General features: G+C 34.1%; 2 protein-coding genes. Both read right to left on the bottom strand.

Translation table 11 applies throughout. The annotated features are described in order from the left end of the window. Positions 1–552: 552 nt before the first annotated feature. Positions 553–966, bottom strand: coding sequence for a cysteine peptidase family C39 domain-containing protein (locus ACIQ2S_RS12575; protein ID WP_396176522.1), 414 nt, complete (start codon positions 964–966; stop codon positions 553–555). Next, entirely contained in the window at positions 963–2,444 is a 1,482-nt protein-coding gene (locus ACIQ2S_RS12570; RefSeq protein WP_396176520.1) for a TlpA family protein disulfide reductase, read from the bottom strand. The genes ACIQ2S_RS12575 and ACIQ2S_RS12570 overlap by 4 nt, the downstream gene beginning before the upstream one ends. Positions 2,445–2,910: the final 466 nt, after the last annotated feature.

Here is a 2,910-nt window from a genome sequence, read left to right as displayed (position 1 = left end):
TTTGATACATAATTTTAAACGAAACTCATTTCTGCGGCATTTCAAAAAAATAAATGCGGAAAACCGTAATACTTTTTCAAAACATTACGGAAAACCGTAAATATTGAAGAAAAAATTACGGAGAACCATAATCAAATATTTCCATGCTTCCGGCCCGGGCATTGAAACCCTGGTAGAGAAAATGCTCGCGTTTGAACCAAATGAACTAAATGTTACCTATAAGCAGTTGGAAATTTTACAATTTCTTGTGAAGGGAATAATTATAAATGAAATAGCCATCCGGTTAGAGGTGTCGAAATCGAACATTGAAAAAAGATTTACAGTTTATGCAAAAAAATCAATGTTCAGAACCAAAAAGAGTTGATTGCCTTTGCGTTGAAAAATCAGTTGTTGTAGGAATGTATTTCTTTCAGCATCTTTTGTTGATTGCAGTGTAAGTTTTGTCTAGTCCTGAAATAATCTTTGGTCTTTGGCAATTGGTGTCTCCGCAGACGTCTTCCGCCTCCGGCGGAGACTCTGCGGCTTGAAAGAAAGTTATCAAAATGGTTTTACTCACAGATAAAACATACCGCACACACAAGTCAAATAGCCGACAAATCCCCTCCTTGCATTCGGTTGACTTATCGGGGAATAAATTATACCACGTGCAGGGTCTGCTACTTCTATTTTCTTAAGAGATGAATTTGGCGTTACTACAACAAAATGATTTTGGTTCCAGTGAACAATGCAAGGAAGGGGGGCTTCTTTTATGAGTTTCTCAAAAGAGATTTGTACACTTAACGTTTTAAATGATAATTTTTCGGCAGCAGATGCTATCCCTAATAAATTAACCCCCTCTTTACTCAGCTCGCAATCTTCCCGAAGCAAATTCAGGTTTGGCTTTTTATTATGGTACTGTATTACCATTGCTAAAGCTGTGGGTCCACAATCATTTTCGTGTAGTTGTTTTTCAAATTTAAAATTCATAATACAACAGGCAATGCATCTAAAATATCTTTAAAAAGTAAATCTTCACTGCTAGGTCTTTTAGCATCTGCTATGACGATATTTCCCATTTGATCTAGCAAAACATACCTTGGTATGCTCCATTGCTGGGTTTTAAAAACGGTTCTAATCAAATTGGCACGTAATTGCTCGCCAGCTATTATATGATTATTTCCCAACAACGATTTGGTAACAATTTTTTTCCAATTTACACTGTCCTTTATCTCGTCCATGCTTATATACAACATTTCAATATTGTTATCGTGTAAAAACTTATCTAGCTTTTCTTTATAAGCAAATTCCTGGATACATGGTACGCACCAGCTTGCCCACAAATCTATAAATACTGCCTTATCCTTAAAACGGCTTGAATGTAGTTGCTTTAATGTACCGTCAGTGGTTAAAAATTTGGGTGATAATTTCGCTTTAACTTCAAGTGTTTTTACAATTTCCAAACTGTCAATAAGGGGTATATATGGTGAATTAGGAAATTTTTGTTTGTAATATGGATAAATTAATTTTCTGTCAAAATCTGCGTATGGCGATATTATATCATCAATAATTAAATCGCCATACATGCTCTCTTGCAAATATGACGGTAACATAGAATAATCGTATGTAGGCTGCTCAGCATTTAAGTTTCGAAAGCTTGTATCAAGTAACTTAGCTGCAACACTCAAGGTATAATCACGTTTTACATCTATAATGTATTTTAAAACATAACTTGTTGCATTAAAAGCTTTGCTAATAAGCGTATCGTATGGGTTAAACACGTTATAGAAATTAGTAAATAGTGTACGTTGGCTAAAGGTTGTTTTGCCATATAAACTGGCAATTTCATTTTGAAAATTATTAGCAACGCCTATTGTGTGCACTACTTTAAAATAATTTGCAATTTCCTTTCTCACAACGCCTTCATTTAATGCGTCATCTATGTATTTTGTTTTATCGCCTATAAATTTTTGCATGCGTTGTATGTTTTGCGAATCTGGCAAGTTTTCAACCACTATAGTATCAAACCCTTTACCAAAAAAAATCTCATGGGCATGCTTATTATAACCAATATGTAGCGGTGCGTTAGAGCCTGAGATATTGTAGGCGCCCAACGTTTGCTTTTCATCGATAGTTACAAAAACAGAATCTTTAGGGAATAAATTTAAAATAATACGATTAGCTTCATATTGTAAAACATAACAACCGGGAGTTGCAGCTTGTGTTTTAAAATTTATTGTGGTGTCTTTTACAAAAGAATAATTATTTTTTTCAGGTAAAAAATGGTAATTAAAGTTACCACCAATTGGCTCAAATATTTTTAATCTATAGCCCGGTGTATGGTTTTTAATTTTTATTGAAATAGTAATGGGCATCGTTTCAGCTTTATTTACCACAAGCGTTTTATCTGATTGGTTTTTGCAGCCAAAACATATTACTAAACAGAATATTAAATATAAATTCTTCATAAGAGTAACTTAAATTGAAGTAGTTAAGACTTAATCTGACAAAGGAGAAGGAATCTGCGCTTGAAATAGTCTTTGGCCATTGGTGTCTCCGCAGACGTCTTCCGCCTCCGGCGGAGACTCTGCGGCTTGAAAGAAAGTAAACAAAAGGGTTTTACTCATAGATAATACATAATTCATACACAAGTCAAATAGCCGACAAATCCCCTCCTTGCATTCGGTTGACTTATCGGGGAATAAAGTATTAGAGGGCTTACTCCTTGACGAAAATAGTAATATGCACGTTTTTATTAAAAGGATAGAAATTTCCAAGCAAATTTATAGTTCTATAGTTGAACCCATAGCTTAAATCATCAGATTTTATTTTAAATTTTATGGCTAAAGAATCTCGGCTCTTTATTACAGATTTGTTTTTAAAATCGACGGTGGTACATTCACATGAAGAATTTATTTGTTCAATAACTGCATC

Source organism: Flavobacterium sp., assembly GCF_044371705.1.
Classification (GTDB): Bacteria; Bacteroidota; Bacteroidia; order Flavobacteriales; family Flavobacteriaceae; genus Flavobacterium.
Note: the sequence above shows the minus strand (reverse complement) of the source record. Positions and strands in the feature narration are given on the sequence as shown.